This window comes from Streptococcus suis (assembly GCF_029616525.1).
In the GTDB taxonomy this organism is placed as follows: Bacteria; Bacillota; Bacilli; order Lactobacillales; family Streptococcaceae; genus Streptococcus; species Streptococcus suis_AF.
Window position 1 is genome coordinate 52,676 of the sequence record NZ_JANFME010000009.1, and the last position, 23,269, is coordinate 75,944.

The 23,269-nt window shown below is 44.4% G+C and carries 22 protein-coding genes; 9 read left to right on the forward strand and 13 right to left on the reverse strand.

Annotated elements, in window-relative coordinates; translation table 11 throughout:
• The first annotated feature begins 248 nt into the window (after positions 1 to 248).
• Positions 249 to 548, forward strand: coding sequence for a YbaB/EbfC family nucleoid-associated protein (locus NOL38_RS05240; RefSeq protein WP_002941492.1), 300 nt, complete (start codon positions 249 to 251; stop codon positions 546 to 548).
• A gap of 37 nt (positions 549 to 585) precedes the next feature.
• On the opposite strand, the gene NOL38_RS05245 is transcribed toward NOL38_RS05240, so the two are convergent.
• Complete coding sequence (locus NOL38_RS05245) at positions 586 to 2,352, reverse strand: glycerophosphodiester phosphodiesterase (protein ID WP_277941583.1); 1,767 nt, start codon at positions 2,350 to 2,352, stop codon at positions 586 to 588.
• 79 nt (positions 2,353 to 2,431) lie between these two features.
• On the opposite strand from NOL38_RS05245, the gene NOL38_RS05250 reads away from it, so the two are divergent.
• Entirely contained in the window at positions 2,432 to 2,977 is a 546-nt protein-coding gene (locus NOL38_RS05250; RefSeq protein ID WP_277941584.1) for a GNAT family N-acetyltransferase, read from the forward strand.
• Positions 2,978 to 2,997: 20 nt separating this feature from the next.
• Here NOL38_RS05250 and NOL38_RS05255 read toward each other — a convergent pair whose 3' ends face one another.
• Both NOL38_RS05255 and gmuD read right to left on the reverse strand, forming a co-directional pair.
• On the reverse strand, positions 2,998 to 3,492 hold the full coding sequence (locus NOL38_RS05255; RefSeq protein WP_015646325.1) for a DUF536 domain-containing protein: 495 nt from the start codon (positions 3,490 to 3,492) through the stop codon (positions 2,998 to 3,000).
• Positions 3,493 to 3,661: 169 nt separating this feature from the next.
• Positions 3,662 to 5,062, reverse strand: a complete 1,401-nt coding sequence (gene gmuD, locus NOL38_RS05260; RefSeq protein WP_277941585.1) for a 6-phospho-beta-glucosidase GmuD — start codon at positions 5,060 to 5,062, stop codon at positions 3,662 to 3,664.
• Between the two features lie 237 nt (positions 5,063 to 5,299).
• Between gmuD and aao the strand changes: the two genes are divergently transcribed.
• The 4 genes from aao (at position 5,300) to NOL38_RS05280 (ending at position 9,589) form a co-directional block, all read left to right on the forward strand.
• Positions 5,300 to 6,472 carry an aminoacetone oxidase gene (gene aao / locus NOL38_RS05265; RefSeq protein WP_277941586.1) on the forward strand — a complete coding sequence of 391 codons (1,173 nt, stop codon included), beginning with the start codon at positions 5,300 to 5,302 and terminating at the stop codon, positions 6,470 to 6,472.
• Between the two features lie 9 nt (positions 6,473 to 6,481).
• Positions 6,482 to 7,174, forward strand: a complete 693-nt coding sequence (locus tag NOL38_RS05270; protein WP_277941587.1) for a GNAT family N-acetyltransferase — start codon at positions 6,482 to 6,484, stop codon at positions 7,172 to 7,174.
• Positions 7,175 to 7,255: 81 nt separating this feature from the next.
• Positions 7,256 to 7,954 (forward strand): ABC transporter ATP-binding protein, encoded by a 699-nt coding sequence (locus tag NOL38_RS05275; RefSeq protein WP_277941588.1) that lies wholly within the window; start codon positions 7,256 to 7,258, stop codon positions 7,952 to 7,954.
• 9 nt (positions 7,955 to 7,963) lie between these two features.
• Positions 7,964 to 9,589, forward strand: coding sequence for a hypothetical protein (locus tag NOL38_RS05280; protein WP_277941589.1), 1,626 nt, complete (start codon positions 7,964 to 7,966; stop codon positions 9,587 to 9,589).
• A gap of 143 nt (positions 9,590 to 9,732) precedes the next feature.
• On the opposite strand, the gene NOL38_RS05285 is transcribed toward NOL38_RS05280, so the two are convergent.
• From NOL38_RS05285 to NOL38_RS05315, 7 genes are all read right to left on the reverse strand, one after another.
• Positions 9,733 to 10,761: a YeiH family protein gene (locus NOL38_RS05285; protein WP_277941590.1), complete on the reverse strand. Its 1,029-nt coding sequence runs from the start codon at positions 10,759 to 10,761 to the stop codon at positions 9,733 to 9,735.
• A gap of 3 nt (positions 10,762 to 10,764) precedes the next feature.
• Positions 10,765 to 11,088: a branched-chain amino acid transport AzlD family protein gene (locus NOL38_RS05290; RefSeq protein WP_277941591.1), complete on the reverse strand. Its 324-nt coding sequence runs from the start codon at positions 11,086 to 11,088 to the stop codon at positions 10,765 to 10,767.
• Positions 11,075 to 11,776 carry an AzlC family ABC transporter permease gene (locus tag NOL38_RS05295; protein ID WP_277941592.1) on the reverse strand — a complete coding sequence of 234 codons (702 nt, stop codon included), beginning with the start codon at positions 11,774 to 11,776 and terminating at the stop codon, positions 11,075 to 11,077. The genes NOL38_RS05290 and NOL38_RS05295 overlap by 14 nt, the downstream gene beginning before the upstream one ends.
• Before the next feature lie 173 nt (positions 11,777 to 11,949).
• Entirely contained in the window at positions 11,950 to 14,151 is a 2,202-nt protein-coding gene (locus NOL38_RS05300; RefSeq protein ID WP_277941593.1) for an alpha-galactosidase, read from the reverse strand.
• A 9-nt stretch (positions 14,152 to 14,160) separates the two neighbouring features.
• Complete coding sequence (locus NOL38_RS05305; protein WP_277941594.1) at positions 14,161 to 14,991, reverse strand: carbohydrate ABC transporter permease; 831 nt, start codon at positions 14,989 to 14,991, stop codon at positions 14,161 to 14,163.
• Between the two features lie 10 nt (positions 14,992 to 15,001).
• Complete coding sequence (locus NOL38_RS05310) at positions 15,002 to 15,895, reverse strand: carbohydrate ABC transporter permease (protein ID WP_277941595.1); 894 nt, start codon at positions 15,893 to 15,895, stop codon at positions 15,002 to 15,004.
• Between the two features lie 67 nt (positions 15,896 to 15,962).
• On the reverse strand, positions 15,963 to 17,237 hold the full coding sequence (locus NOL38_RS05315; RefSeq protein ID WP_277941596.1) for an ABC transporter substrate-binding protein: 1,275 nt from the start codon (positions 17,235 to 17,237) through the stop codon (positions 15,963 to 15,965).
• Between the two features lie 214 nt (positions 17,238 to 17,451).
• Between NOL38_RS05315 and NOL38_RS05320 the strand changes: the two genes are divergently transcribed.
• A complete protein-coding gene (locus tag NOL38_RS05320) occupies positions 17,452 to 18,288 on the forward strand; it encodes an AraC family transcriptional regulator (RefSeq protein WP_014637344.1) in 837 nt (278 codons plus the stop codon).
• A 177-nt stretch (positions 18,289 to 18,465) separates the two neighbouring features.
• Here the strand turns inward: NOL38_RS05320 and tsaD are convergent, their stop codons facing one another.
• From tsaD to tsaB, 3 genes are read right to left on the reverse strand one after another with little or no spacing between them, the layout of a single operon-like run.
• The gene (gene tsaD, locus NOL38_RS05325; RefSeq protein ID WP_277941597.1) at positions 18,466 to 19,473 is read right to left on the reverse strand and encodes a tRNA (adenosine(37)-N6)-threonylcarbamoyltransferase complex transferase subunit TsaD; all 1,008 of its coding nucleotides are present in this window, start codon (positions 19,471 to 19,473) and stop codon (positions 18,466 to 18,468) included.
• Complete coding sequence (gene rimI / locus NOL38_RS05330) at positions 19,463 to 19,903, reverse strand: ribosomal protein S18-alanine N-acetyltransferase (RefSeq protein ID WP_277941598.1); 441 nt, start codon at positions 19,901 to 19,903, stop codon at positions 19,463 to 19,465. Before rimI ends, tsaD begins: the two co-directional genes overlap by 11 nt.
• Positions 19,900 to 20,583, reverse strand: coding sequence for a tRNA (adenosine(37)-N6)-threonylcarbamoyltransferase complex dimerization subunit type 1 TsaB (gene tsaB / locus NOL38_RS05335; protein ID WP_277941599.1), 684 nt, complete (start codon positions 20,581 to 20,583; stop codon positions 19,900 to 19,902). The genes rimI and tsaB overlap by 4 nt, the downstream gene beginning before the upstream one ends.
• Positions 20,584 to 21,237: 654 nt before the next feature.
• Between tsaB and NOL38_RS05340 the strand changes: the two genes are divergently transcribed.
• Together NOL38_RS05340 and rnjA are read left to right on the forward strand one after the other, a co-directional pair.
• Entirely contained in the window at positions 21,238 to 21,468 is a 231-nt protein-coding gene (locus NOL38_RS05340) for a DNA-dependent RNA polymerase subunit epsilon (RefSeq protein ID WP_002938523.1), read from the forward strand.
• Positions 21,469 to 21,471: 3 nt separating this feature from the next.
• Positions 21,472 to 23,151: a ribonuclease J1 gene (gene rnjA, locus NOL38_RS05345; RefSeq protein ID WP_002938522.1), complete on the forward strand. Its 1,680-nt coding sequence runs from the start codon at positions 21,472 to 21,474 to the stop codon at positions 23,149 to 23,151.
• Positions 23,152 to 23,269: the final 118 nt, after the last annotated feature.

The following is a 23,269-nucleotide window of genomic DNA, read 5'->3' on the forward strand; positions in this document are numbered from 1 at the left end:
CAGTTTTTTCTTATATTATAGCTAATTTATCTCTCAAAGTCAATTTAAAATAGATTAATATGTCAAATTTATATCCGATATTGCTGACTATAACTTATTTTAAGAAGGTAGCATTATCTATATAAAACATGTTATAATATTTACTACGCCTCTGCCTTTGAAAATTTTTAACAATAAGGCAAAATAAGGCAACGAAAATTTAACAAGAGGGTCTAAACCCTTGATACGAAAGGAATCTTAAAAATCTTATGATGAATATGCAAAACATGATGCGCCAAGCTCAAAAACTTCAAAAACAAATGGAGAAGAGTCAAGCTGAGTTGGCTGCTACTCAATTTACTGGTAGCTCTGTACAGGACTTGGTTACCGCTACTTTTACTGGAGATAAGAAATTGGTTTCTATCGACTTCAAGGCTGATGTTGTGGATGCAGACGACCTTGAAACCTTGCAAGAAATGACAATCCAAGCCGTCAACGCTGCACTTACAAAAGTTGACGAGGCAACTCAGAAAAAACTAGGTGCCTTTGCAGGTAAATTACCTTTTTAAAAGAAAACGCGATTGGATATTCTCCTCTCGCGTTTTTTTATTCAAAATTATAAATCAAAGACTGAAGTTGCAGGAAAAAGAGGTCTGGATAACGTCGATTCTCTTTCATTTCCTCCATCAGACTTTGGAGGTCGGTCATGTTGTCAGTGATGATACCGTCCACTTGTAGTAGCAGCATCTTGGACATACTCTCTTCTTCATTCGGTGTCCAAGCATAAACTGACTTCCCACGAATCCAAGATTTTACCATAAAGTTTTGATCAAGCGAGGTATACTCCATAGTATAGCCGTCAGCAACCGTCGTCGGATAGATAGAGTTGAACGGAAGAATAAAGAAGGATACTAATTTCTCGCTATACTGCTTTATTTCGATAATAGTACGGTAGTCTAATGATTGCATCTGGTGTCCTTTGGCAATCAAACGTTGACCGTATTTTTTTAAGAAATTCTGGGTGAGTTTTGGCGAATCTGCTTTGGTCACTTTAATTTCTACCAATAATTTCTGTCCCAGCTCATCCGCTTTTTCAAGATATTCATCAAAAGAAGGAACTGGAGCTGCCATGCCGTTTTCTGATGCAGTCATCCCTGTCAACTCTGCAAGAGTATAGTCATGTGTACCTCCGGGATTGCCCGTCAAAGCCAATAAATCCGTGTCATGCATGACAATAAACTGACCATCCTTCGTCTCCTGAACATCCATCTCAATATAATCTGGCTTGAGTTGAGAGGTTTTCTCTAGGGCCTCGATAGAGTTCTGGACAGCATTGCCATTGTCGACACCGCGATGGGAAATGGTAACTGGCAGGGTATCGAAGGGATAGTAGAGTGCAAGCGCTCCTTGGGTACCGAATACCAGACCAGATACTAGCAAAATTGCCAATCGCAGGCGATGACGGAGGCGTTTACGGCGGTAGTTTGGCAATTGTTTCCCTGTTAAGAGACTTACAAATCCCATCATAAAGAGTGCAACTACTCCGTAGTAGGCTAGTTTTAGGATTGCATAACAAACAACTGCCAGCCAATATGAAGGGCCTGTGTCTGGTAGATAAGGTTCAGCCACTAGCTGTACTAGATAGAGCAATATTCCTATTCCTGTGAATAGGAGGACTGGAAAAGTGACCAGCCAAATCAGACGGAGAAAGGAACTGACTTGCTTTCTTCCCTTGGTCTTCTTCCAAGAATAAGCGATGGATTCCTTCACACTCCTGTGTTCAAAGTAAATGTTCGGCAGAGCGTACATAAAGCGTGATGCAAGCCAGAAGAACAAGAGGAGGAAGACCAAAATCAATATTCCTAGCCAGACTGTGTTGGATAGGTAATCTACGATAAATTGGGGTACTACAATTTTATTAAAATAATAGATATTTAATACCCGTCGTAGAAATGGGAGAAGAATAACTGAGTAAAAGAGCAGAAATAAAACCTTTGGTAGGCTGCTGTGACGGATAATCGCCACCATACTATCTCGTACATCCCGTAAATAGTCGGGGAGGTGCTTGACTTTTTCATCCAACAGTTGCCAAACCCCTGTGAACAATAGAGCTAATTCTAGATAGGCAATGGCAATGTTGACAAAAAAGAGGAGAATAAACAAGCCTGTCACGAGCAGATTTTCAGCAAACACCGACAACAAATTCGTCGGTGAAAGATAGGCATGCCCTGTCATAGCTAAGAGTCCCTCAGAAATCCATGAATTGAGCGGTATCCAAACAAATTCCATAAAGGTAAACAGGGTAAAAAAGAGCAAAAGAATCTTGTCTAAGTTGTAATATATTTTTTGAAATTCACGTTGTATCTTTTTCATGATTCTAGTGTCCCATATTCTGACAGGAATTGCAAGCCTTCATCAAATATGCTAGACTAGAAAAATAAAGGAGGTTCTCATGATTAGAATTGCACCGATGACTGAAGATTATTTGCATACACTTTGGAAGATTGGCCATCGTGAAGCCGCACCTCGCTGGAAGGAATTTGCAGCTCCCTATTTTGATGACTACCAGGCCTGCGCCACTTTTGAAGATTTTCAAGCACTTGAACTCTACCAGTGGTTACAAAAAGATTGTGTCAGAGCAATCCTAGTGGATCAGCTGCCTATTGGATTTGTGAGCTATTACTGGGAGTGCCAGTCAACACGCTGGCTCGAAATCGGGATTGAAATCTATGACGATAAGGTCTGGGGAAAAGGATATGGCACAGCTGCTCTCCAACTCTGGATTGATACCATTTTCCAGCAATTTACAGAATTGGAACACATCGGGCTCACTACCTGGTCTGGCAACAAGGGCATGATGAGAACCGCAGAAAAATTAGGCATGACCAAAGAAGCCCACATCCGCAAGGTTCGATACTGGCAAGGGCATTATCATGATTCTATCAAATATGGAATTTTAAGAGAAGAATGGGTAGAACAAAAAAAATCAAGTTCCTAAGAGCTTGATTTTTTACTTATCTATCTTCCAAACAAACGTGCAAAGAAGCCTTTAGCTTGCACTTCTTCTGCCTGTGCTTTAACTTCGTCCAATTCCAACTTGAGAACTTCCTTATCGGCCATAGCTTTTAGTGTCAATTGCTGTTGCTGATCCAACTGTTTATCCTTCTCAGCAATCTGCACATCTTTAACCTTGAGTTGTTCATCTTTTTCGGCAAGTTGCTTATCTTTGGCTTTTAATTGACTATATAAGCGGATGATTTCAGCATTTTTCTCGTCAACTAAAATTTCCATCAATTCACGATGCTTGACTTCATCACTAATCGGCTCATCTTCAAAAATGGTTGTTTTGTAGATTTCCTCCAACTTAATCAAGCCAGCACGATTTACAACGGTCACACCCTTGTCATTTTTATCTACAAATTCTTCAGGAAGTGATTTGACACGATTATTCATAGCCTGCCGGCTCACTCCTAAAATTTCAGCTAACTCACTGACTGTTTTTTCGATTCCCATAATATCCTCGGTACTTACATTTCTCATAGTTTGTATCATTAAAATATTACCACAGAACCCTATCCCTGTCAAATCTAGGGGAATTTTCTTACCAAGCATTAGTGGATAATCACAAACCTCAAAAGCATCTTATCTCAATGCAATGTTATGGAGAAACGAAATATACATTCTATCTAATAAAACCATTTTTAACACTCACTTGCTTGAACCAATATCCAGATTTTTTGACAGTACGCTTCTGAGTTTGGAGGTCAAGCGAGACCAAACCGTATCGGTTCTTATAGGTATTTAACCAAGACCAGCAGTCAATAAAGGTCCAGACCATATAACCCTTACAGTTCGCTCCTTCATCAATACCTCGATGGAGCTGAATCAAATGGTCTTCCATGAAGTTAATCCGATAGTCATCCTGAATCATGCCATTTTCTTCAAAAACATCCTCCCCTTCAACTCCCATGCCGTTCTCAGTTACCAACCATTCGATATTGCCATAGTTTTCCTGGATATTTTTGGCAATGTCGTACAGCCCTTCTTCGTAAATTTCCCAGCCTCTATGGGGATTTATTTTCTTGTCAGGCTTATCATAAGGCTGGAAATACTGGGATAGGAAAGTAGCTTCTCCGTTCCATCCATCTTCTGAAGGAGCCTGCACGCGCAGGGGCTGGTAATAATTCACCCCCAGGAAGTCAACCCTATTTTCTTTGATAATGGTCAATTCCTCCTCTGTGGTTTCTGGACGTAAACCGTGCTTTTCAAGAATGTCAACCAGTTCCCTCGGGTATTGTCCCAAAACAGATGGATCCAGAAAGCTTCTCGTTTGAAATAGCTCAGCAATCCGCGCTGCCTGTAAATCTTCTGGACTCTGACTTCTTGGATAGGCAGGAGTAAGATTGAGAACAATGGAAATTTTGTGGTCTGGGTGTAGTTGGTGACAGGCCCGAACAGCCAAAGAACTAGCCAGTTGAGTATGATACGCTACGACCACAGCTGCCTTTGCATCCACCTTGCAAGGATAATGATAGCTTCCTAGATAGCCACATTCTACTGGAACAATGGGTTCATTAAAGGTAATCCAATGATCCACCAGATCTCCAAAGAGACTGAAACACTGGCGAGCATAAGCCTCATAGGCCCAGACAATCTCCTTATTTTCCCAGCCCCCTTTTTCCTGTAAGACATAAGGCAAATCGAAATGATAAAGATTGACCAAAAGCTTTATCCCACGCTCTCGAATACCTGCAAATACAGCCCTATAAAACTCCACAGCTTGCGGATTGACCTCGCCTATCCCTTCCGGAATCAGACGTGACCACTGTATAGAGGTGCGAAAAATACTATGACCTGTTTCCACCAACAAATCCAAATCTGACTGGAAATGTTCATAGAAAGTCGATGTTTGTTCCGGTCCTATTTGCTGGTGAAAGAGCTCAGGTTCCTGACTGTACCAGTAATCCCAGTTATTCCACCCCTTTCCATCACCAGCTACGCTTCCCTCACTTTGAGGACCTGAAGTAGAGGAGCCCCACAAAAAACCTTCTGGAAAACGATACTCTCTTTGCTCAGTTACCATTCTTCTACCTACTTTCTTTCATGCTACAGACGGAGTTGTTAGAACCTGGATTCACAATGCAGCTTCCACAAAATTACTTTGCTTGTATATACAGACTCCTGATAAAAACTAATTTCCCTTAGTCTAAGTATACTCCCCTAACCCGTCAATGGTCTTCCGCAATCTCAAGGAAAAACTCCACAAATCATAGCAAAGACTCAAACTACTTTCTTGATGAAAATATGATACAATAAAGGCATGAATACAGTAGATACCATTATTATCGGAGCGGGGCCTGCTGGCATGATGGCTGCGATTTCTTCCAGCTTTTACGGCAAGAAGACCCTCCTCCTTGAAAAAAACAAGCGTTTGGGCAAGAAACTATCTGGCACAGGCGGCGGACGTTGCAATGTGACCAACAACGGCACACTGGAAGACCTACTAGCTGGCATTCCAGGAAACGGCCGCTTTCTTTACAGCGTCTTTTCCCAGTTTGACAACCACGACATCATGAATTTCTTTCAGGAAAATGGGGTCAAGCTCAAGGTCGAGGACCACGGCCGTGTCTTTCCGGCTACCGATCGATCCCAGACCATTATCAAGTGCTTGGAGATGAAAATGTTGGAAAACGGCGTCGATATCCGCACAGGAACTGAGGTGGTGTCCGTTCGCAAGATGGACGACCTCTTCCATGTCAAGACTAGCGAGGAAACTTTTACGGCACCCCAGCTTATTGTCACCACTGGCGGTAAGACTTATCCTTCCACTGGCTCGACCGGTTTTGGACACGACATTGCCCGCCACTTCAAGCTGGAAGTTACAGAGATTGAGGCTGCTGAAAGCCCTGTCCTGACCGACTTCCCCCACAAGAAGCTCCAAGGCATTTCCCTGGACGATGTCACCCTGACCTACGGCAAGCACGTCATCACCCACGACCTGCTCTTCACCCACTTTGGCCTGTCGGGTCCCGCTGCTCTTCGTCTGTCTAGTTTTGTCAAAGGCGGCGAAACCGCATTTCTCGATGCTCTGCCGACCCATTCTGACCAAGACCTATTTGAGCATTTAGAAAAGAACAGGGAAAAATCCGTCAAGAATGCCCTTTCTGAACTCATGCCAGACCGCCTAGCCGACTTTTTCGCGGAGAACTACGACTGCAAGGTCAAACAGGTTCCTCAAAAGGACCTGACTGAACTGGTCACTCTCCTCAAAGCCCTGCCGATTAAGATCACAGGCAAGATGTCCTTGGCCAAGTCCTTTGTGACCAAGGGAGGCGTTGACCTCAAGGAAATCAATCCCAAAACCTTGGAAAGTAAGAAAATCCCTGGCCTCCACTTTGCCGGTGAGGTCTTGGACATCAACGCCCACACCGGTGGCTTTAACATTACCTACTGTCTTGCGACTGGCTGGGTGGCAGGGAGTTTGCATTATTAGGAGGGAACCATGCCTATCAATTCATTCGGTCAAGAAATTGGTATGCCCTTGCCACATTACACCAGTGGTGAGCGACCAAGCCTGGAGACTATACAAGGACACACAGTCCGCTTAGAAAAACTGAGCCTGCACCATGCAGATGATCTCTATCAGTTTTATGGACCAAGTGCCAAGAAAGCTGACTGGACCTACTTGGCCCTTGAACCCTTTGAGGACAGAGCGACATTTCAGGACTATTTCCAGACTCTTTTGAACTCGACCGACCCCTATTATTTTGCCATCATTGACCAAGCAACCAACCAGGCAGTCGGAACCTTTGCACTCATGCGAATAGATACCAACCATCGTACCATTGAAGTTGGCTGGGTCATCTTTTCTCCGCAACTGCAACGGACCCGACAGGCGACAGAAGCCCACTATCTTCTCATGACCTATGTGTTTGAAGAACTGGGCTATCGACGTTATGAGTGGAAATGCGACTCGCTCAACCAAGCCAGTCAAGCTGCTGCCAAACGCCTTGGTTTTACTTACGAAGGCACCTTCCGTCAGGCTCTAATCTATAAGGAACGCAATCGGGATACTGCCTGGTTTTCTCTATTAGACCACGAATGGCCTGACCGCAAACGTGCCCTTGAAAGCTGGTTAAAGGATAGTAACTTTGATGGCCAGGGGCAGCAAAAACAACCCCTATCCTCTTTCTAAATTCAAGCAAAAATCTGCTTGAATTTTTTTGTTTTTTATTGTATGATAAAACCATAACAATATAACAAAAGGAGATTGGCTATGCAACTGAAACTATCTTCTGTTTCCAAGAAATTCGACCATAAAATCATTTTGGAAGATACTTCCTTTACCTTCGAACAAGGCAAGATTTACGGTTTGCTGGGGCGAAATGGTGCTGGTAAGACGACCTTGTTCAACTGTATTGCCCGCAATCTGACCTTGGACAGTGGCAATATTCAGTTTGTAGAGGGCGAGGAAGTACTTGACTACGATAATACGGACATCGGCTTTACCCAGACCTATCCGCAGCTACCTGCCTTTATGACGGCCTATGAGTTTGTGCGTTTTTATATGGATATCCACAAGGACAAACTCAAAGACCAGCGTCGTCCTGAGGATTGGTTGCTTTTGGTGGGAATTGACTTTGAAGACCAGCACCGTCTGCTCAAGGATTTTTCCCACGGTATGCAGAACAAGGTCCAGTTGCTCCTGTCTTTGATTGTTCAGCCGCCTGTCCTACTCTTAGATGAGCCACTGACTTCCTTTGACCCTGTGGCTGCCCACGAGTTCAAGCAACTGATTCGGGAGGCGAAAAAGGATTCCGTTATCATCTTTTCCACCCATATTCTGCAGCTGGCTCAGGACCTCTGTGACGAGATTGTTTTACTACATCACCAAGAATTACAGGCTGTTCCGAGTGACAAACTACACGACCCTGATTTTGAACAGGAAGTGGTTGCCCTCTTGACAGCAGACTAGGAGGAGCTTATGAAAACCATTCTACGTTATTTTTGGTATCAGGAAAAGTACAACCTCTATCGGACCGTCAATGGATTTTTCTACTACCTGCGAAAACTGCCACTTGTTGGCAAGAGCATTCCAGAGAGTATTTTCAAGTCTTACAGTTTTAAGTCTGCTCTCTTTTTATTACTGCACATTCTGTCTATTCCCAGTCGCTTTCTTGTCAAGGGAATTTGGTTAACCATCTATTCTTGCATTGCTGCTTTCTGGATTAAACTCCTATCCAACAATCAGCTGGACTTTTGGCAAATCCCGTCAGATACTTGGCTTCTAGGCTTTTCCATGTGGATGGTCTTTGTTGGCTACACCTATCGGTTTGGCAAGGGATTTGAGCCTTTTATCGCCAAGTCCGAGCGGGAATTCATGCGAAATTTTGGACTTTCCCAATCTAGTTTTCTCCAGAGTCAACTCTTTGTAGAGCCCATTATCACCAGTCTGTTCTACCTGCCTGCCCTGCTGATTTTTTCTAGCCTGTCAGGAAATTGGCTCTACTTTCCTCTAGGATTACTGACCATTCCAGCAGGAAGTTTTACCGGACAGGCTCTCAATCGTTGTTTTTTTAATCGACGGATTCTATCCCGCCGTAATTCTTGGCAATCTTGGGTCATCTTTGGAACTGGTCTAGCAGCTATTGCCTGCCTTATCCTTTTCCGCAATCATCTGTCGCCCATCTTTTTACTGACTGTGCTTGTCTGTCAGGTCTTGCTGATTTGGTTTGGTTATCGTTATTTGAAACAACAGACCAATCATCTGGACTATCTCTATTATTGCATGGACCAGTCCTTGCAGATGGATAAGAAAATTTTTGAGATGACCAAAGGGAACGAGTACACCCGACAAGGGTTGCAGATGCAGGCAAAACTCAATGCGGAAACAGGAAATGACCTGTCCCACCTGTCTGGCATGACTTACCTAAACGCTCTGCTATTTGATCGCTACCGCTCCATCCTTACGAAAAAACTGCATTTTCGCTTGGGTTGTCTTTTGGCTATTGTCCTTTTTATTGAAGGAATTCGTTGGTTTTCAAAAGAGGATATAGAGATAAGCAATGCCAACTACATCGAGGGACTGCCTTTTGCTTTCATGGTCATGTATGCCGCCTCTATGGGTAAGGCTGTCGCACAGATGGTCTTTGTCAACTGTGATATTTCCATGCTTCACTACCCATTTCACCGCGAATCAAAGACCATTATTGCAGGCTTTCATTATCGTTTTCTGCAAACTGTAAAATTAAATGCTGCCTTCTCTGGATCTCTACTATTGGCCCTCATCATCTTTACTAGAGCGCAGCTACCTATTGAAACCTATTTCCTAACTGCTCTGCTCCTGCTGAGTCTAACAGCCCTATTTTCCTTCCACGACCTCTTTATCTACTATATCCTCCAACCCTTTACCAAGGACATGGAGGTTGTCAACCCAGTCTATAAATTTCTCAGTGGGGCTCTCTACTGGGTGGCCTATCTCAATATCAAGCTGGATTTAGGCAGTCACTTGTACATCCTACTCATTTCCATAGCTATGATTACCTATGTCAGTATCGGTTACTGGATTTTATTAAAAAAAGCTCCGCAGACTTTTCGCTTGAAATCATAAAAAATAGCCTCTCGCAAGAGAAGGCTATTTTATACATACTCAATGAAAATCAAGAGTAGCCTAGGAAACGAAGGTGATGATAGAACCAAGGTTCATCGAACCAAGTTGACAACGGATAATTTTGATTTTCGAAGAGTTTTGCTTTACCAAATTCCCAAGATTGCCTGCCAAACCAGTGTCAGCACCGTCACTCCCAGCCAGCAAATCAGACCAATCAGAAGAGCAGCTCTGCCATTTTTCACCAAAGAAAAGACATTGGTCCGCAAACCAATAGCAGCCATGGCCATACAAATGAGAAACTTGGACAGGGTTTTGAGAGGCGAAAATAGGTCCGTTCCCAGTCCAAGATGACCTGCGATTGTAGTCACCAGACTGGCTAGGATAAAATAGAGGATAAAGGTCGGAAAACTTGCCAAGAGGGACTTCTTGTCTGCCTGAACTCCCTTTCCTCGAGCTTGCCAAATCGCCAAAACCGACGTAATGGGAATAATGGCCAGAGTCCGCGTCAGCTTGACCGTCACTGCCGTGTCCAAGGTCTGACTGCCCAGTCCGTAAAGGCTGTCCCAAGTAGTTGCTGTCGCGGTTACCGACGAGGTGTCATTAACCGCCGTTCCGGCGAACATCCCAAAGGCCTGACCCGAATCGGTCGAAAAACCAAGCCAAGATGCCAAAGTTGGAAAAATCAAGGCCGCCAAGATATTAAAGAGAAAGATGACCGAGATAGCCTGTGCCACATCCTCATCATCTGCCTGGACAATGGGAGCTGTCGCCGCAATGGCAGAGCCTCCACAGATAGAGGTCCCTACGCCAATCAAGGTCGCCAAATGAGATGAAATGGGCAAGATTTTCCACATCAGAAATGCCAAAAACAAAGCAAAACTGATGGTTGACAGAATAATCGGTAGAGATTGGCGCCCAACTGCCAAGACCGCAGATAAGTTTAGTCCAAATCCCAAGCAAATGACCGCATACTGCAAGACCTTCTTAGAAGTAAAGGTCAAGCCAGGCTGAAACGCATTTTTCCTTGTGATATAAGAGTGCAGGCACATCCCGATCAGAAGGGCAAAAACAGGCCCACCCACTACTGAAAACCAACTCCCTAAGCACCAGCTTATTCCAGCCAAGACGAGACAAAGTGCCACACCTCTGGCATTTTCCTTGACCATAGCCACCTCCTAGAAAACTAAACGGAGAGTAGCTGTCGTCAAGACACCAATCACTACTGCAAGGAGGATATTTTTGGTCCTCAGGACCACCAAAAAGGTCGGAATGAGGGCTAGGCTTTCGACAGGGAGAAGGCTGGGAAAGGATCCCACCTTTTCGTCCATGATGCTGGACAGGGTCAATGCAAAGATAATGGTGATGGGCAGGAAACTGAGGAACTTGACCATGCGGGGTGGTAGGGATTTGTTCTGCGTCAGGACAAAAGGCAGGACGCGTGGCACCCAGGTTACTAGAGCCGACACCAGAATAATCAGTAAAATACTAGTTTTTATCATCAATCATCACCCCCACAAAACAGCCCAAAAGCGTCGCCAGAAGCACCGCAACATAGGACGACAGCAGTACAGACAGACCGACATAGGCCAGACCCACCGCCAGCAGAATCAAGCCGATCTTTTTCAACGGAATGGTTCGAGCCATGGCCTCCAACTGACCTGAGAAAATGCCGACAAACATAGCCACCAGGGCAAAATCCAAGCCAAACTGCTCGGGATTCGGAATCAAACCTCCGATGAGATTGCCTAAAGTGGTAAATATAACCCAAGAAGCATAGCTCGCAAAGTTGTTGCCGTACATCCAGCTTGGTGCAATCTGCTTTTCCTCAATGTGTTTCCGCAAGAGAACTGCATAGGACTCATCCGTCACAAAAGAACCGATCAGGATATTAGACCCCAGACTGTTCCCTTGAAAAATGGTCGTCGTATGCAGGCACATGAGAAAATTCCGCAGATTGACAAAGAAAACTGTCACCGCAATGGACACCAAGGGGGCACCTGCCAAAATCATAGCACACATGACAAACTGGGCACTTCCTGCATAGACCAAAAGGCTCATCAAAGCCATTTCCACTGCGGAAATGCCTGAATTGACCGATACGACACCGCAGGCTAGGCCAATACTAGCATAGCCCAGAGCTGTTGGGATAGCATCCCGCAAGCCCTCACGAAAAGCATGTTCCTTCATTCCATATCTCCTTAATAATTCGTAAAAAGTATTCTCTCATTTTCTCACATTACAACTCGTTTTTCAAGCCTTCTCTTATATCCGAGTAAAAGTTTTACACTCATTGTTGGACATGTTTCATATATAGACAATATGTAAAGACCCAGCCGATGGCTGGGCCTAGGGATAGGGAGCTACTGTTGTTTCTGAAGGACCATCAAACAAGAAGTAAAGTCCTTATTGTCTCCAACATGGTCTCCATTTCGAATCGACAAACCTGTATGCATTAATTGGCTACCAGTATAAACTTCTCCATCAAGGTGATAGACCGCTTCCTCTTCCAACCCCTGCAAATACAAGCGTTGATAGGAAAGATTAGCCGTTGTCAACCGACGATAATAACCCACGATGACTTGCTGACCATCCGAGGATTGGACCTGCCAAGCCGTTATTTCTCCATCGAATGGACTTTTCAGCCGAGTAAAAATACCCTGTTGGAAAATCTTACGGTGAGCCTTGTAAAAGGCAATCTGCTCCTTCATCTCTTCCAACTCTTCTTGGCTACACTCAAACAAATCCAATTCATAGCCAAAACTTCCAAAGAATGCAACATTGGCACGTGTATTTAATGGAGTAGCACGCCCCAACTGCTGATTTGGACTAGCTGACACATGACAACCCATACTATTTAAAGGATAGACCATGCTCGTTCCATATTGGATTTTCAAGCGTTCCATGGCGTCCGTATCATCGCTGACCCAGGTTTGCGGTGCATAGTGGAGCATTCCCGGGTCAAATCTAGCTCCACCACTTGAACAAGATTCAAACAGAACCGTCGGAAAAGCTGCTATCAGGCTATCATATAAACGGTAGAGATTGAGAATATAGCGATGGAAGGTCTCCCCTTGCCGCTCCGCCTCCCTTGTGCAGGTAAATACCTCTGTCATATAGCGATTCATATCCCACTTGATATAGTCAATATCATGCTCAGCCAACAGCCGATGGAGTTGGTCATGAATATTTTGATAAACATCCTCCCTCGACAAATCCAAGGTATATTGGTGGCGTCCGTGAGATTGACTATGCTGAGGATGATGGAAAATCCAGTCTGGATGAGCTCGGTAAAGCTCGCTGTCCTTATTGACCATTTCAGGTTCAATCCAAAGCCCAAATTTCATTCCCATAGCATGAACTTGGTCAATAATCCCTGTCAAGCCACTTGGCAATTTCTCACGATTGACTGTCCAATCTCCCAAGCCTGCTCGGTCATGGTTTCGCTTGCCAAACCAACCATCATCCATGACAAAGAGTTCAACACCAAGACCTGCAGCCTCTTTGGCCAAGGAAAGAATTGTTTCCTCATCAAAATCAAAGTTCATAGCTTCCCAGTTATTCAAGAGAACAGGTCGTTCTCTATCACGCCAATAGCCACGCACCAGATGTTTTTGGAAGAGGCGGTGATAGGTTTGGCTCATGCCATTCAAACCATTCTCGCTATAAACCATAACAACCTCAGGCGTCTGGAACTCTCCTCCCTTATCTAATGTCCAAGAAAAACGCTCAGGATGGATTCCCATACTCACTCTTGTTTTTTGGAAAGAACTCACATCCACCTGCGCCAAAAAGTTTCCGCTATAGACGAGCGAGAAGCCCAGTACCTCTCCCTGTTGCTCATCCGCAGTTGGGCGTTTCAAAGCCATGAAGGGATTGTGCTCCGCACTACTAGCCCCTTTGAGACTGTAAATAGACTGACAACCTTGATGAAGAGGCGATACTTGTAGATGCCGCTCACGCCCCCAAGCCCCATCCAAATGTAACCAGTCATAGTCCATATCAGGCAGACAAAGTGTCATACTCAAGGCACGGTTCAAACAGACAGATTTTTCTCCGAGTTGTTCAAAACGAGCAGAGCGAGTCACCGCTGGATAATCTCGAAAAATCGTATAAGACAAGACCAGGCGGGTCTGCGACTGTTCATCCAACAAATAAATATCCAAACTATCTGCCTGTCCCTCCTCATCCAGATAGAGATGAGGAAGACCCTTCAAAGCCGATCGCCCAGCATAAATCATATGACCTTGATACACAAAGTGCGACAGGCTACTACCATCCTTCTGCACCAACTCAAAAGTCGGAGAAAAATAGTCCGTTGTACCATAACAAGCAAATTCAGGATTGGCATATTGGAGCGAAAAGAAACGGTCATCGTCTTCTACAAAGGAAGTCAAAGCACGATACTCATCTTCACGCACATACTGATAGGAAGCTGTTTCTGTTACACGCTTTCCATAATACAAACTACCAATATGACCATTAGGCAAGACCGTCAACACATAGCTAATAAACTCATTGTAAAGATGGAATTCCTTTGTCTTTTCATGAAAGATAATTCCCATTGTAGCCTCCTATAATTTTCCACCAGATGTCGCAATCCCTTGGATGAACTGCTTCTGGAATATCACATACAGTACCAACATCGGCCAAATAGCCAAAACACTTGCAGCCATAAGCTGAGGATAGTTAACAGCGTAAGCTCCCTGAATTTTAGAAAGTGCGCTAGATAGGGTAGCCTTGTCCGCTTCTGAGTTGATAATCAATGGCCACAGCAAATCCTTGAAAGCAAACAAAGCCGTAAAAATCGCTAAGGCAATCAAACCAGACTTGGCCAAAGGCAACATGACCTTAAAGAAGGTCTGACCGATATTACAACCATCCAATTTCGCAGACTCTTCCAATTCTTTCGGAAGACCCATGAAAAATTGACGGAGCAAGAATGTACCAAAGGCGCTGACAATTCCTGGAAATACCAGAGCAAAAATCGTATTGCGCATACCAAGTTGGTCAATCATCAAATACTGAGGAATGACGAATAACTGAGGTGGCACCATCATTTGAAAGAGGACCAGACCAAACAAGACATTCCGCCCAGGAAATTCCAAGCGAGCAAAGGCATAAGCTGCCATAGCTGAGAACATAACCGAGCTAAAGATACGCCATAACATCATCAAAATGGTGTTCAGATAGAGTATCGGAAAATTATTAGTCCGAATAGCCTCCGTATAATTGCTCACCATCCACTTACTTGGTAAAAATTGGAAAGGATTCATCTGAGTGGATTCTGTTACCGTTTTAAAAGACGTCAACACCATCCAAACAAATGGGATCAGCATGCCCATTGCCACTAAAATCAAGAAGGCATGCATCCAGATAGTTGATTTAAAAGCTGATGGTTTCACATGAACCTCCTTAACGGTAATGCACCCATTTTTTCTGTACCTTCATCTGAACGAAAGTAATGACAAGAATAATCAATAACAACAACATGACAATGGTAGAACCATAGCCCTTATCCAAATATTTAAAGGAATTATTGTAAAACAGATAAACCAGAGATACCGTCTTATCATAGGCAGGACTTCGGATGTCTTCCATCATATAGATAACATCAAAGACTTGCATGGATTGAATAACGCTGGTTACCACAACAAAGAACAAGGTCGGTGAAACCAAGGGCAGGGTAATGGAGAAAAATTGCTTGACTGGACTAGCTCCATCAATGCGAGCCGCCTCATAAAAATCCGTTGGAATTTCTTGTAAACCAGCTAAAATTAAAATCATGCTATAGCCAACAGTACTCCAAATTCCAATCAGAGCAATTGAATAGAGAGCAATCTTTGGATCTTCAATCCAGTTCACAGCACCCAGTCCCAAACGACGCAAGACATAATTAATCAGACCGAAGTCCGTATTGTAGAGCCATTTCCAAACCATGGTCACCGCGGCTGGTGCTGCCACCATAGGCAAGAAGAAAATGGTTCGATAAATATGCTTCCCTTTAATCTTAGAATTCAATAAAACCGCAAGTAACATGGCCAAGGCAACGGTAGCTGGAACAACTAGAATCGTGTACTTCAAGGTATTCCATGTCGCCTGCCACACTTGCGCATCCCCTAACATGCGTTGGTAATTCGCTAAGCCGACAAAAATGTCACCTTTACCGAAATCTCCACTCTTATGGAAACTCATCTTCATGGTTTGGAAAATAGGAATAATATTGAGCACGACTAATCCAATAATGGTCGGCGCTACCATTGCCCATCCCCAAATTGCCTCATTTAAACTTCCCTTTTTTCGGAACATCTTATCCCCATCCTTCTTCATTTAATAAGAAGGTCCGGGGAAGAATCAACTTCCCAAGACCTCCTACCTATTTTTCAGTTGCTAATTCAGCATTCATCATATCAGCTGTTTCTTTGGCAGCTTCTTCAGTTGCTTTTTCTCCAAGATAAGCAGGTTTCAATAGCTCGTAAGCCTTATCTTCCCACTTGATGGTTGTTTGTGAATATGGACGAATCTGTGCATAATCCACCATGTCAACATAGTTCTTGATAGCAAAGTTTTTATTTGAATCTACCCAAGTATCTGCCGCGCCTTTATAAGCCGAGATTGCCACACCAAGTGTTGCCTGCATTTCTTGTGCCTCTTTTGAACTGAGGTATTCAACCCATTTCCAAGCAGCATCAGGCTGTTTAGTGGTAGCAGCAATGGCATGACCCAATCCATTAAAGATGGTTGCACGAGTTCCATCTGGTCCTTTTGGCAAGACAGCTACATCAGCATTTTCACGAATGTAGTCATTAGCAGTGAAACCAGATAAATTCCAAGAACCGAAGACGCTCATAGCCACTTGACCGTTTTGGAATGCTTCGGCCCGCTCTTTATCCACTGTAATAGCTGGTGAAATTTTCTCTTTGACAAAGCTAAAGTAGTAATCCAAGGCTTCAATGGTCTTAGGATCATCGTAGCCTGATTTCAAATCATCAGTAATGACTGTACCACCATTTTGATAGATAAAGTTGTAGTAGCCCTCTTGGTTACTCAAACCAGCACCAAAACCATATTGGCTACCGTCTGGCTTGGTCAATTGTTTTGCCACTTCCTTCAACTTATTCCAATCCCAAGTATCGTCTGGGTATGGAATACCTGCTTCGTCAAATAATTTTTTATTGTACCAAAGACCAATTGTATCGAAATCTTTTGGAATAGCGTATTGCTTACCATTTATGTTGTAGATTTCGTTCAAACCATCTGGGAAATTAGCTAGTTTAGCATCTTCACTCTTGGCTAAATATTCATCCAATGGCAATAGCATTTCATTGGAACCATAGCGATAAATCTCATTTGAATGCATCCAGAAGGTATCAGGTAATGAACCACCTGTCGCACCAGCTTCTAGCATGGTCCAGTAAGAATCCCAGTCAGATACCTGAATATTGATTTTAATATCTGGATTCTTTTTCTCAAATTCATCCGCAATCTTTCTCAAACCAGGTTCCTGACCAGAATCCCAAATGGCATAGGATATTTCTGTCTTTCCTGAACTACTTCCTTCCGTAGCTTTACTAGACTCAGTCGAAGTAGAACACGCTGCCAGTAGGCCTGCAGCCGCAAGCAAGGTAACATAGCGACCAAATTTCTTCATGGTAATACTCCTTTTCTTTTGTCGAATACGTCGACGAACTTTGTTGTTTCTACTATAACTATAACATGTAAGCGTTTTATAATAAAATAGGAATATTTGACATCTTCTATATGATTTTGGGATATTTTTTAATTTTTTCAAATAAAATGTCACATTTACATATAAATATGTTATACTATTTGTAAGCCTTTACAATTTTTGTGGAGAGAATACAATGAAAATACAACCTGAATTTTACGTCTTTAATAACAGATCCTATGTAGATTTTTACCCCATCCAATTTGGCATGGAAGCCTGTAAGCCACTTCACTCATTCGGCCCAACTATGAAACAACACTACCTGTTTCACTACATCATATCTGGTTCAGGTACTTTTTACGATACCTCCGACCAACGTGAATACCACCTAACCGCAGGACAGGGCTTCCTTATCTCCCCAGATGCCATCTGTAGCTACGAAGCAGACGCAAAGGACCCCTGGACCTATATCTGGCTTGAATTTGACGGTCTGAAAACTGAGCATTTCCTCAGACAAGCAGGACTCTCAAAAGAGCAACCTATTTTTTCGCAACGAGAAATGCCCACCTCTAGTCCTGTCTACCATGAAATGAAACAAATTCTCGCGCTCCATCACCAAAAAAGCGCCTGCCTTCTTGGGCACCTCTACCTCTTTATCTCCTATCTCATCGACTGTTCTCTGACCAAAACAAGCAGTAAACACGATGAAAACAAGGAATTTTATATACGAGAGGCCATCAACTTCGTAGAACGAAACTATGAGAAAGCTATATCCGTCGATGATTTGGCACAAGTATGCAACCTCAATCGCCACTACTTCAGTCGGCTATTCAAGGAGCAAATGAACATCTCACCTCAACAATTTATCATCCAATACCGACTCAGCGAAGCCTGCGAACTCTTAAAAAACACCACTAAGACACTACAGGAAATTGCTGAAGAAATCGGATACTCCAACCAATTCAATTTTTCAACTGCTTTTAAAAGACATTACCAAATTTCTCCAAATCGCTGGCGAAAAATCCACAAATAAGGGAGTGGGATAGAACTCGACCGAACAAAAAAGAGTTCGTCTTCCCACCCCCGAACAGTTGATTAGGTCAGATTTGGAGTGTAAAACACGAACAAATCTGCCAATCAACCACTGCGCTGAGATGTTGACACGAACTCCGAGAAGTGGCGCTGAGCTTTTTGCTCAGCCTCTTTTATTCTATAAATTCTCAAAAGCCAGACTTGGCTTGGCATTGAGGTCCCAGCCAGCAAGGTTTTCCTTGTTGTACTCGCTGACCGCTGCCAAGGCAATCATGCCCGCATTGTCACCGCAGAGGCGAAGCGGGGGAATGATGACCTCCACATCGGTGATTTCAGCTGCCAACCGCTCTCGTAAGCCCTGATTAGCTGCCACACCGCCCGCTACAACCAAGGTCTTGACAGGGTATTGCTCCAAGGCCTTCTTGGTCTTAGCCATGAGGATGTCCATGACACAGGCTTGGAAAGAGGCTGACAAATCCGCATTGGACAAGGTTTCCCCTTTCTGCTGAGCATTGTGGTAGAGGTTGATAAAGGCGGATTTGAGTCCAGAAAAAGAAAACTCCAGATTATCCTCCTTAATCATAGCACGAGGGAAATCATAAATGTCCTGACCCTCATGTGCAAACTCATCAATCACCCGACCAGCTGGATAGGGCAGGCCCATAACCCGTCCCACCTTATCATAGGCCTCTCCGACCGCATCATCCCGCGTTTCACCGACAATCTTGTAGTCGCCTGCCTCTGACACATAGACCAACTCCGTGTGTCCTCCACTGACCAAGAGGGCCAAAAGCGGAAACTCCAACTCCTTGACCGCACGCGCCGCCATCAAATGCCCTGCCATGTGGTTGACAGGAATGAGTGGCAGACCGTTAGCCCAGGCAAAGGCCTTGGCAGCCGAAATCCCGACTAGCAAGGCACCGACCAAGCCAGGCCCATAGGTCACAGCCACAGCCGTCAAGTCCTCTGCCGTCACCTCTGCCTCCAACAAGGCCTCCTCGATACAAGCCGTAATCACTTCTACATGGTGACGGCTGGCCACCTCAGGCACCACCCCACCAAACCGCTGGTGGCTGGCAATCTGGCTGGCAATGACATTGGACAAAAGCTCCGCATCATTTCGCAAAACAGCCACCGAGGTCTCATCACAGGAGGTCTCAATCGCCAAAATCAATCTATCTTTCATCACGTTCTCTCTTCATCATCACCGCGTCCTCGACAGGATGGCGGTAGTAGTCTTTTCGTTTTCCTATTTTGGTAAAATGCTGGCGTGTATAGAGGGCCTGAGCTGCACTATTGGACTCCCTCACTTCGAGGAAGATGTCCCCATCCCAGTCCATCACAGCAGCCATCAGTTGACTGGCGATTCCCAACCTCTGAAAATCAGCCCTGACAGCAATCTGCAAGATTTCCATCTCATCCAGCACCGTCTGCACAGCCAAAAATCCGACTAATTCCTGACCTTTATAGGCCAGATAGTAGCCCTCATCCTGACTAGACATACTAGAGGCAATCTGTTCCAGAGTCCATGGAGATTGCTCATAGACGGACTGCATAACTGCCAACACAGCCTCCGCCAGATTTTCCTGACCGTCGTAGTGTTTAATCTCTATCATACACGTTTGATGTAGCTTTCTAAGCTAGCTTGGTTGTCCTTGAGCCAGTTTTCCTCTGCCTCTACCCGCTTGAGATAGTTGGGCTCAAAGCTGGTGACATCTACTGCTGGTAAGTCTTGACCGATTACTGCTAGCTGATAGGCTGACGGCAGACTAGCTTGATACTGGGCAGTCGGCAGAGCTTGCTCGATTTGCTCCATAAAGTTTTCTACTTCGCCAACAAAGGTGATATTTTCCTTACCAGACAGGCTAGAAAGCAAGTCTTCAAAAGACCAGTAGCAGTCTGACTCGACTGCTCTGCCATTTTCATAAACACCTGCATAGACGCAGTTACGGCGGGCATCAATGAGAGGCACCACCAGACCCGTCAGGCTAGGAGGAACCAGAGACTGAAGACTAGATAGCCCCACCAAGTCGATCTTGAGGGTGTAGGCCAAGGTCTTGGCAGTCGCCACCGCCACACGAAGACCCGTGTAGGAACCAGGTCCCTCAGCCACCACGATCCTATCCAAGTCTTTGGGCGTCCAGCCCACCTGGGCCACCAAAAAATCGACCACGGGCATGAGGCTGATACTATGATTTTTCTTAACGGCCAGCAGGGTTTCCGCCTGCAAACGACCGTCCTCCACCAAGGCAACTGATAAAGCCTGATTGGAGCTGTCTAAAGCTAGTATTTTCATCTTCTCCTCTTTCCTTATACTCAATGAAAATCAAAATCAGACTAGTTCCAAAGGTTTGGGGAACCTTTGGAGGTTGGAGATAGAGCGAACGTAGTTCGTTTCTACTTAGCAGATAGAACCCTGTTACTATTTTGTTTCAAGGTAACAGGCTGAAAGGCTCCACTGGAGCCTTTCACTCATCAAATCAAGTCAACAACGTCTGATTTTGATTTTCGAAGAGTATTTCAATGCTACTCTCTATTGTAAGCCATCTTGACCTTTTTTTCAAATAATGAAAAGAATCGGTTGTGATTTCTAGTAGGTTAATGGATCGAACCGATTTGTCATTCTAGTAAGTCACATCACTATCTGGCAGTTGACAGGCATTTCTCAGCACAATTGAACTTAGTCTTAGTAATCCCAATACACTCGGAATCCTAACTCATTTCTTTGATTCATCTCCTTCTGAAATACCGAATTTCTGAAAATCATGACACTTTTCCATTTTCCTACCAAACCCTTTTACCATCAGCAAATTTTATGGTATAATGAAGAGTACATTTAGACTGAATAAATTGACAACTCGAGAAAATTGAATAGGCATTACCAGACAGCCCCAACTGTTTGGGGCTTTTTTCATAGTTGCCAGTCAAAAAGAAAGGAACTATACTACACATGATTTATAAAGTATTCTATCAAGAATCAAAAATTAGCCCACGTCGCGAGCAAACACGTGCTCTTTATCTAGACATCGATGCTGCATCAGAATTGGAAGGTCGTATTATCGCGCGTGAATTGGTGGAAACCAACCGCCCTGAATACAATATCGAATTTATCGACCTCTTATCAGACAATCATCTTGAATACGAGAAAGAGCACGCAGATTTCAAAATTACGGAGTTTTAATCCATGTCATCAGTCAATCTAAAACCTCATGAAGTTGGCGTTTTCGCCATCGGTGGTTTGGGAGAAATCGGGAAAAACACCTACGGTATCGAGTATAAGGATGAAATTCTCATCGTCGATGCCGGTATCAAGTTCCCTGAAGATGACCTATTGGGTATCGACTACGTTATCCCAGACTACTCCTACATCGTTGAAAACCTAGACCGCGTTAAAGGTCTGGTTATTACCCACGGGCACGAAGACCACATCGGAGGCATTCCCTTCTTACTCAAGCAAGCCAATGTCCCAATCTATGCTGGACCTTTAGCCCTTGCCCTTATTCGAGGCAAATTGGAAGAACACGGACTGCTCCGTGATGCGACCTTGCATGAAATCAATCATAATACAGAGTTGACCTTCAAGCACCTCAAAGTCAGCTTCTTCCGCACCACCCACTCCATTCCAGAACCACTTGGTATTGTCGTTGACACCCCGCAAGGAAAAATCGTCTGTACCGGTGACTTCAAGTTCGACTTCACTCCAGTTGGAGAGCCAGCAGACCTTCACCGTATGGCTGCCCTCGGTGAAGAAGGCGTTCTCTGCCTCCTCTCCGACTCGACAAATGCTGAAGTCCCAACCTTCACCAACTCGGAAAAAGTGGTCGGTCAGTCCATCATGAAACTGATTGAAGGCATCCACGGACGCATCATCTTTGCTTCCTTTGCCTCCAACATCTTCCGTCTGCAACAGGCGGCTGACGCTGCAGTCAAGACTGGTCGCAAGATTGCTGTCTTTGGACGCTCCATGGAGAAAGCCATTGTCAATGGTATCGAGCTCGGCTATATCAAGGTGCCGAAAGATACCTTCATCGAGCCAAACGAGATTAAAGAATACCCTGCCAGCGAGATTATGATTCTCTGTACAGGGAGCCAAGGGGAGCCTATGGCAGCACTCTCTCGCATCGCCCACGGTACCCACCGTCAGGTGCAACTCCAGCCAGGCGACACGGTTATTTTCTCGTCTAGTCCTATTCCGGGAAATACCACAGGTGTCAACAAGCTCATCAATATCTTGATTGAAGCCGGTGTCGATGTTATTCACGGTAAGATCAACAATATCCATACCTCTGGGCACGGTGGTCAACAAGAGCAAAAACTCATGCTCCGCTTGATCAAACCAAAATACTTCATGCCTGTCCATGGTGAATACCGCATGCAAAAAATCCATGCCAGCCTAGCTGTTGATACAGGCGTTCCAAAAGATAATATCTTCATCATGGAAAACGGAGATGTCCTTGCTCTGACAAAAGATTCTGCACGTCTCGCAGGTCAATTCAATGCCCAAGACATCTATGTCGATGGAAACCGCATCGGTGAAATCGGCGCAGCTGTTCTAAAAGACCGCCGCGATCTTTCAGAAGATGGTGTTGTCCTTGCAGTAGCCACTGTCGATTTTAATTCTAAGATGATATTAGCAGGACCAGACATCCTCAGCCGCGGTTTTATCTATATGAGAGAATCTGGCGAGCTCATTCGCGAAAGCCAACGCGTCCTTTTCAACGCTATCCGCATCGCCATGCGCAACAAAGATGCCAATATCCAAACAGTCAACGGCGCCATTGTTAACGCCCTACGACCATTCCTATACGAAAAAACAGAGCGTGAACCAATCATTATCCCAATGATTCTGACGCCTGACCGATAACACACTAAAATCCGGCTCTTTGTCAACTGTAGTGGGTAGACGAAAAGCTAACACCTAGAGAGGACGAAATTCGTTCTCTCATTTTTGATGTTTAAAGCAATATATATCTTTGTTTTAA